Raw genomic sequence first — 7,233 nt, 5'->3', positions numbered from 1 at the left:
TCGCAGTACTGCTGCGCCCACGAGAACACCGCCGCCCGGCTGAAGCCCAGTGCCTTTGCTAACTCGTCGGCGTTGGCGCCGTCGTCAATAATCTGGCGCGCCACGCGAATCCTGATTGTTTCCAGTGTTCCGTGGTCAATTTTCCGACCGTCGAGCTTCCGCATGCAATGATTAAATCATGCCGAGTCGCACTTTGTCCAGATACTTTCGTTCTCCTTAGTACTACGCCTGAAAGAACCGCGGACCGTCGAAACGCGAGCAGGACGACATCACCTTGCCCACGAAGATCCGGGCGATTTTCGACGCGCACCACGGCCGGTACGGCGTGCGGCAGATCTTCGCCGACCTCCGCCGCCAGGGCGTCCGGGTCGCCTACAAGCGGGTCCAGCGGCTAATGGCCCAGCTGGGCCTGGTCAGCGTGCACCCGCGGCCCCGCAGGCACCTCACGACCGTCCAGGCCGCCGAGCCCTCGTCGCTGCCCGACCTCGTCGGCCGGGACTTCACCGCGAAGAGGCCAAATGAATTGTGGTACGGCGACATAACATATGTGCGCACCGGAGAAGGCTGGTGCTATGTCGCCTCGGTGATCGACGCATTCTCGCGGAAAGTCGTCGGCTGGGCCGTCGACAACCACATGCGCGCCGGCCTGGTCCTCGACGCGTTACGCATGGCAATCTTCCATCGGCGACCGCCCAAGGAAGTGATCTTCCATGCCGGCCGCGGCAGCCAGTACACCAGCTACGACTTCGTCGAGTTCTGCAAGAAGAACAAGATCAGGAATTCGGTCGGGCGGACCGGTATATGTTTTGACAACGCCGCCGCGGAATCGTTCTGGGCGACGCTGAAGAAGGAGTTCGTCCACCTCCACGCCTTCGCCGGCCTGAAACAGCTCCGCGCCGGCATCTTCGACTACGTCGAGACGTACTACAACCGCAGAAGGATACATTCCACGATCAATTACATGACGCCCGTCGAGTACGAGGCCGAGTTTGACAGGGAGCACCCACAAGCCGCATAATGAAACTGTCTACTAAATCGGGAACGCTCCAGATCCTCACCATCCGCAGCGACGGACACACCCACCGGGCCGCCAGCGACTCCGACTACTACCTCACCGGCCGGATGCGCTGCCCGCAATGCGCCAAGGCGATGCTCGGCTCCAATGTCGGGGGACGCAACCGCACCTACCGCTACTACACCTGCTTCACTCGCCTGCGCTACAGCCGCGACCGCTGCGACGCCCTCGACCACACCATCCTCACCGCACTCGCCGCCTTCTACCGCGACCACCAGCAGCTCATCGCCGACGCCGTCCACCACGCCCGCCAACGCCACCGCACCGGCGAACTCGCCACCGTCCAGACCGACCTCACCCAGACCGACCAGGCCATCGACCGCTACCTGTCCGCCTTCGAGCGCGGCACCCTCGACGAAGAAACCCTCGCCACCCGACTCGCCACGCTGCGCACCAAGCAGAAGCAGCTCCGCCGCCGCCACACCGAACTCAGCGCCCAGATCGACGACGAACCCGTCATGCCCCCACGCGCCACCCTCCAGAAGATCGCAAACCACATCGATACGATCATCGAGGTCGGCACCGACCTTCAGCGCAAGGCCCTCGTCGAAGCCCTCATCCACGAAGTCAAGATTCTCGGCCCCGGGCGGCTCCAGCCGGTCTTCAAAGTCCCCAGACCCGAGCCGACCGAGGCCGCCGCAGCCGCCCTACCAGCCACAACGCCCCCGAAAGGAGCGGTTCGTACAATGCCAAACATGGTGGGGCGGGTGGGGCTCGCACCCACGACCGACGGAAACACCGTCGCAGCCACGACGTCCACACCGTCGGCGCACCGCCGGCACGGTGCCGCAAGTGTCGTCGAGGTGTCACCCTGTTCCCGTGGACACACCGTCGATCCATCAGCCCAGCCAGCGCCGACTCACCGACAGCGACGATCCCGGGCCGAACGACGATCCCGAGCAGCTCCGGCTCTTCCACCGCTGGCGTGCGGCCCGGTCACCGTCGTCGGTGGTTCATCTCGACTCGGCCGGCGCGGCCCGCCCCAGTCGGGCCACGATCGCGGCCGAGACCGCGTACCTGGAGAGCGAGAGCGAACTCGGCGCGTACGCCGCCGAGGTGGAGGCAGGCAGCGGGCTCCACGCCACGCGGGCCAGGCTCGTCAGCCTGATGGGCCCGGGACTCGACGCTGATGACCTGAGCTTCCACCACTCGGCGAGCGCGGCTTTCGCCACCCTGCTGATGGCCTGGCGGCTCCCCGCCGGGGCGAGGATCGGCGTGGTACCGAGCGAGTACGGGTCCAACATGCTCGTACTCGCCGCCCGGGCGCTGCGCACCGCGGTCTCGCTAGTCGATCTTCCCGTCGACGAGACCGGGGTCATCGACGTCGAGACCCTCGACCGGGCCGGAGTGGCCTGCGCCGATGCACCCGGGCGCATCGGTCTCGCCGACCTCGACCTCGTGGTGTTTCCGCAGGTGCCAAGCCAACGGGGCATCGTTCAGCCGGCAGCCGCGATCGGTGCGCGCTGCGCGGCCGAAGGCGTCCCCCTGGTACTCGACGTGGCGCAGTCCCTCGGCCAGGTCGAGGTGAGCCAGACCGCGGCCAGCGCCTATATCGGAACGTCGAGAAAATGGCTCTGCGGGCCACGAGGAGCAGGATTTCTCGCCGTCCGGAAAGGCAGCGTCGATCTTCTTGATATCGCCGTGCCGAGCCTGCACAGCGCACGCTTCGACCGCAACGACCGTCCGGTTCCTCTCCCCGGACTGGCCCGGCTCGGGATAGGCGAGGCGGCGACCGTGTCCCGCATCGGCCTGGGGCAGGCCGTCACGGAACTGATGGATTCCGGCCCGTCACGTGTCTTCGCCCGCATCGCACGGCTGGCCGGTCAGGGAAGGCACCTTCTCGACGGGGCCGGCGGCTGGCGGGTGCGCGAGGACCCAGATTCGCCATGCGGCATCATCACCATGCAACCGCCCCCCGGCACCGATCCGGTGGCCGTCCGGGACCGGCTCTACCGAGAAGACCGGGTGCTCGCCAGTGCCATCCCCGTGGAGCGCTCCCGGGATCTCACCGGGCCGGTCCTCCGCGCGAGCGCGCACGTCTATACCGATCCGGCGGAGTTCGAAAGGCTGGCCATGGGGCTCGAGCGCATCGCCTACGATCGTTGACGTCTCGGCGGCCACCTGCCCGCAGGCCGACCAGCTCATCCAGGCGGCCAGCCCTGTCTTTCGGTCGATCGGTGACCGAGGGTTATCATGTTTCAGATCGTAGATCTGTCCCGGTCCTGTCGGCTCATCCTGGGCTGATGTTGCGGAACCGGAATGCGATAAATGCTGGTTCCTGGCGCAGCCGTTCGTAGCCAGTGGGGTCGCGGTCGCGAAGGGCGGGGATGGGCTGCGGCTCGACGAGGCGGTCCAATCTGACGCCCGACCAGCCAGCGTATCTTCGGCTATCGTCGCCCTCGTACGTGCCGCTAGCACCGCCGCCTCATGCCACAGCGTGCCCGCGCTACCGCCATCTGACCGAGTCGGCAGCGGACACCTGGTATATACTATCGATAGCTATCATAGGCGGGAAGCGTTGTGGCGGACACGGCGATCGCGAGGCTCTTCATGCACGGCAGGAGCCAGGCAGTGCGGCTCCCGAAGGAGTTCCGGCTGCCCGGTGACCGGGTGCGCGTCCGGCGTATGGGAGACGGCGTGCTGCTGGAGCCGATCGCGTCCGATGTCGATGCCTGGTTCACCGAGCTGGACCGTTTCGCGGACGTGCCGCTGTTCGAGGACGGCAGGAACCAGCCGCCGACGCCCGCCGGGGAGGACTTCTTCGGATGAGCTACCTCCTGGACACCAACACTGTGGTCGCGCTGCTGCGGAACAAGCCCGCCGGCGTGCGGGAACGGTACCGGGAGGCCGAAGCGTCCGAGGATTATCTCGCGCTCTCGTCGGTCGTCTTGTTCGAGCTGTGGTATGGCGTGGCGAAGAGCGCTCAGGTGCCGGAGAACACCGAGCGCCTGCGGATACTGCTCTCCGGTGACCTGGACCTGCTTGACTTCGATGACGAGGACTCCCGTACTGCCGGCGAGGTGCGCGCCGCCCTGGAGAAGGCCGGGACGCCGATTGGCGCCTACGATCTGTTGATCGCCGGGCAGGCACTGCGGCGCGGGCTGACAGTCGTTACGGCGAACACCTCGGAGTTCAGCCGGGTCACCGGCGTGAGCTGGGAGGACTGGACGAGCTAGCCGTCGTCGGCGCCCGCTGAATTTCACCGGCTCATGTCGGACAGGCGTGCCAGAACGTCTCCTACGCTGCGGAGCGAGGGATGACGCGGACGTCGAGGTCGGCGTCGAGTGCCTCGGCGAGCCGTTCCAGCGCCGGGAGTGTCGGTACGGTGCCGCCGGCCTCGAACCGTGCCACCGCCGACTGCGTCATGCCCGCCGCGCCGGCCAGCTCAGCCTGGCTCCAGGCGCGCCGCTGGCGCAGCGCCCATTGCCCGCGCCGACGCCGACGAACTCGCCACGAGCCGCTAGCACGTCCGAGCAGCGCTCGGACGTGGACGGCCGATGATCTATGATCGTCTTCTGATGGACGTGTCCCCTCGTGACACTCGCCACGCTGGGCCCTCCCTATGCTCCACCAGCCACCCGGTGGGGATCTGCTGAAATGGTTGGCGTCGCTGGGTGCGGTGTCCCCGACGCACCCAGCGATCGGTGGGGCCCCGCGCTCCGCCAGCGGGCACCAACGCCCGTACGGCCTGACGAGGTCTGTCGCCTCGTGGCCGGCAAGTCCGGGAGAACGACTGGACCAGCATGAGCGTAGCGAACGGAACTGCAGTACCCGCAGTACCTGGCGCCATCACCGTGGCGGCAGTGGACGATCACCCGATCGTGCTTCGCGGCCTCGCGGACCTCCTTCACGACGTCGAGGACTTCAGGCTGATCGGCACCGCTCACTCCATCGAAGCCCTGCTGGCCGGCCCGGGGCACGGCGCCCAGGTGATCCTGCTCGATCTCGATCTCGGCGATGGCACCGCGCCGCCCCATAACATCCAGCGGCTGCTCGCGGTGGACCGCGCGGTCGTGGTTTTCAGCGCCGCGGCGGCTCCCGCGACGGTTCGCGACGCGATGCGCGCCGGCGCGTCGGGCTTCGTCCCGAAGACCGACGACATCGAGGATCTGGCCACCGCGATCCGCGCCACCGCCGCGGGAACGGGGTGGATCTCGCCGCAGCTGGCATTCCTGCTGCTCACCGATGACGCCCCGGACAAACCGGGCCTGTCGCCCAAAGAAGTAGAAGCACTGCGTCTCTATGCGACCGGAATGCCCATGAAGACGGTTGCCCACAAGATGAACGTCTCTCCGGAAACGGCGAAGCAGTACATCGATCGGGTCCGATCGAAGTACCGCAAGGCCGGGCGGGACGCGAGCACCAAGGTCGACCTCTACAAACTCGCAGTGGAAGACGGCCATCTCAATCCCGGTGCCGAGGGAACGGCCTGACCCCGCCACCAGAGTGATCACGAGGACGTGGACCCGGCGCGCGCCCTCACGCCACCCCCCGCACAGCGGGAGAGCGCGCGCCCGATCAAGGAACGGAACACCTCGGCGGACATCCCCTGGCCCGGCGGCCTGTCCTCCCTGCGTCCCCTTGACTCCCCCGTGTTTCCTTGACCAGGAACATCCTCGCGGACAATGACGATTCGGTCATGACCCACATCCACCGAATCCGTTATCCCCCAGCAAGGGGTCAGCGGAAGGACGTGGGAGCACGACCACCGGGACCGGATCGATGCGGACGGGTCACCCTCGAAGGGGCTTCGTCCTCAGCTGGAGCAGCACCGCCCCGATCAGGGCGAGGAGGCCGGCGCCGAGGCACACCGTGATCCCCGCCTGTGGACGGATCGAGATCGCATCCGCGGAAATCGCGCGGAACGAGGCGAGGGTCGGCGGCCCGTAGATGCGGTCCAGAGCGGTGATAATCACGATCAGGACCGCGATGATTCGGGCGAGGGCGACGTCGATCGCACCGGCAAGCGGCCGACGCACCAACCGTCCCACCCCGATGGCACCGAGCATGACCGCCAGGACACCGATGGTGCGCCCGTCTCCGACCACGAGACCGCTGAACGTACGTGTCTCGTCGCCGCTGGACATCTCGCTCCACGGCAGGACGGAGCCGATGCCGGCTCCGACGGCCGCCAGCACCACCATCAGCGCGGCGACCGGCCGGGACGGGGCGACCGGCCGGGGCGCGGTGATCGGTGGGAAATCGGGACTTTCCACGGCCTCATCGGCACGCCGGGCCGCAAAACCGCCGTTCGCCGGGGCCGAACCGGCGAGGTGGTCGCGAGACGCGGCCGGCGTCGGTTGTTCGGACGGCGTCGACGGACGATGCGTCTCGGGCAAGGCCTGCGGACGCGGGACAACCGGCCGCGGCCCCGGGTCAGCACGCCGTTCCTGATCCTCCAGGTCATGGTCGTCACCCGCGCCCCGGTTCCGCCCGGGGTATGCCTGCAGCCGGCGGTCGAAGGCCGGGCCAGGATAGGAGTCGGGATAGGAACCAGGATAGGAGTTGGGATAGGAATAGGCATCGGTCACCGGCTCGCCGCCCTGCCGCGCGCCGGAGACCGGTAGGGGCCACGCCTCGTCCCTCGTGCCGGAGGGCACCGGATCCGGCTCGGGATCAGGTCTGAGCTGTCGGCGCACCTGCATGGTCGGCGGGTCGGCAGAACGCGACGCCCGTGGACCACCACGATCATGATCGAGTACGTGGTCATCCCCGTCGGTACGGGCGGGCGGCCGACGCCCGGCCGCGGCCTCCAGGGGATCCCTGCCAGGTTCTCGATAATCCCGGACGGGAACGGGCGCCGGCACTCCTCGCGACCGAGGACCCTCCTCAACGCCGGGAACGGATGGCACCCTGGCGCCGGAACCGGCGGACCCGGCGGAGGTCCTCGAGACGTCGCGCTCGAACCACGCGGGTCGGGACGGTGCCGGTGCTGGCGTCGGTGCCGACGCTGGCGTTGGCGTTGGCGGTCGAGCCCGGGTCGGCGCCGGTGCCGGTGGTCGAGCCCGGGTCGGCGCCGGTGCCGGCAGCTGCGCGGAGGCCGGCGGTAGGGAGACCGGCGGTGGGGAGGCACTCGTACGGCCGGGCGTCGAACGCGCGGTTCCGGCCGAGCTGACCGGATTCCCCGTGCGACTCGGGGGAGGCGGTGCCGCTGCCGG

At 68.1% G+C, this 7,233-nt stretch carries 8 protein-coding genes and 1 pseudogene; 6 read left to right on the top strand and 3 right to left on the bottom strand.

Annotation, left to right across the window (positions count from 1 at the left end; translation table 11 throughout):
• The first annotated feature begins 274 nt into the window (after positions 1 to 274).
• The 5 genes and pseudogenes from AC08OJ_RS17195 to AC08OJ_RS17175 all read left to right on the top strand — a co-directional run bounded on the left by AC08OJ_RS17195 (position 275) and on the right by AC08OJ_RS17175 (position 4,251).
• Entirely contained in the window at positions 275 to 1,018 is a 744-nt protein-coding gene (locus AC08OJ_RS17195; RefSeq protein WP_476594183.1) for an IS3 family transposase, read from the top strand.
• A pseudogene (locus tag AC08OJ_RS17190) lies at positions 1,018 to 1,185 on the top strand (hypothetical protein); the annotation flags it as partial. The gene AC08OJ_RS17195 and the pseudogene AC08OJ_RS17190, both read left to right, overlap by 1 nt.
• A 709-nt stretch (positions 1,186 to 1,894) precedes the next feature.
• Positions 1,895 to 3,181 (top strand): aminotransferase class V-fold PLP-dependent enzyme, encoded by a 1,287-nt coding sequence (locus AC08OJ_RS17185; RefSeq protein WP_476596261.1) that lies wholly within the window; start codon positions 1,895 to 1,897, stop codon positions 3,179 to 3,181.
• 444 nt (positions 3,182 to 3,625) lie between these two features.
• Positions 3,626 to 3,844 (top strand): antitoxin, encoded by a 219-nt coding sequence (locus tag AC08OJ_RS17180; RefSeq protein ID WP_476596260.1) that lies wholly within the window; start codon positions 3,626 to 3,628, stop codon positions 3,842 to 3,844.
• On the top strand, positions 3,841 to 4,251 hold the full coding sequence (locus AC08OJ_RS17175; RefSeq protein ID WP_476596259.1) for a PIN domain-containing protein: 411 nt from the start codon (positions 3,841 to 3,843) through the stop codon (positions 4,249 to 4,251). Before AC08OJ_RS17180 ends, AC08OJ_RS17175 begins: the two co-directional genes overlap by 4 nt.
• Positions 4,252 to 4,312: 61 nt before the next feature.
• Here the strand turns inward: AC08OJ_RS17175 and AC08OJ_RS17170 are convergent, their stop codons facing one another.
• On the bottom strand, positions 4,313 to 4,492 hold the full coding sequence (locus tag AC08OJ_RS17170; protein ID WP_476594185.1) for a helix-turn-helix domain-containing protein: 180 nt from the start codon (positions 4,490 to 4,492) through the stop codon (positions 4,313 to 4,315).
• 326 nt (positions 4,493 to 4,818) lie between these two features.
• On the opposite strand from AC08OJ_RS17170, the gene AC08OJ_RS17165 reads away from it, so the two are divergent.
• The gene (locus AC08OJ_RS17165) at positions 4,819 to 5,508 is read left to right on the top strand and encodes a response regulator (protein WP_476594180.1); all 690 of its coding nucleotides are present in this window, start codon (positions 4,819 to 4,821) and stop codon (positions 5,506 to 5,508) included.
• A 300-nt stretch (positions 5,509 to 5,808) separates the two neighbouring features.
• Here the strand turns inward: AC08OJ_RS17165 and AC08OJ_RS17160 are convergent, their stop codons facing one another.
• Both AC08OJ_RS17160 and AC08OJ_RS17155 read right to left on the bottom strand, forming a co-directional pair.
• Positions 5,809 to 6,675 (bottom strand): hypothetical protein, encoded by an 867-nt coding sequence (locus AC08OJ_RS17160; RefSeq protein WP_476596258.1) that lies wholly within the window; start codon positions 6,673 to 6,675, stop codon positions 5,809 to 5,811.
• A gap of 229 nt (positions 6,676 to 6,904) precedes the next feature.
• The coding region (locus AC08OJ_RS17155) for a hypothetical protein (RefSeq protein ID WP_476596257.1) at positions 6,905 to 7,233 on the bottom strand (329 nt) is incomplete at its 5' end.

Source organism: Frankia sp. CgKIO3 (assembly GCF_977946435.1).
This window is presented reverse-complemented; position numbering and strand designations above follow the sequence as displayed.

Coding starts and splice junctions, on each gene's coding strand:
- AC08OJ_RS17180 (WP_476596260.1), top strand. CDS start 3,626: ATGCACGGCAGGAGCCAGGCAGTGCGGCTCCCGAAGGAGTTCCGGCTG.
- AC08OJ_RS17175 (WP_476596259.1), top strand. CDS start 3,841: ATGAGCTACCTCCTGGACACCAACACTGTGGTCGCGCTGCTGCGGAAC.
- AC08OJ_RS17165 (WP_476594180.1), top strand. CDS start 4,819: ATGAGCGTAGCGAACGGAACTGCAGTACCCGCAGTACCTGGCGCCATC.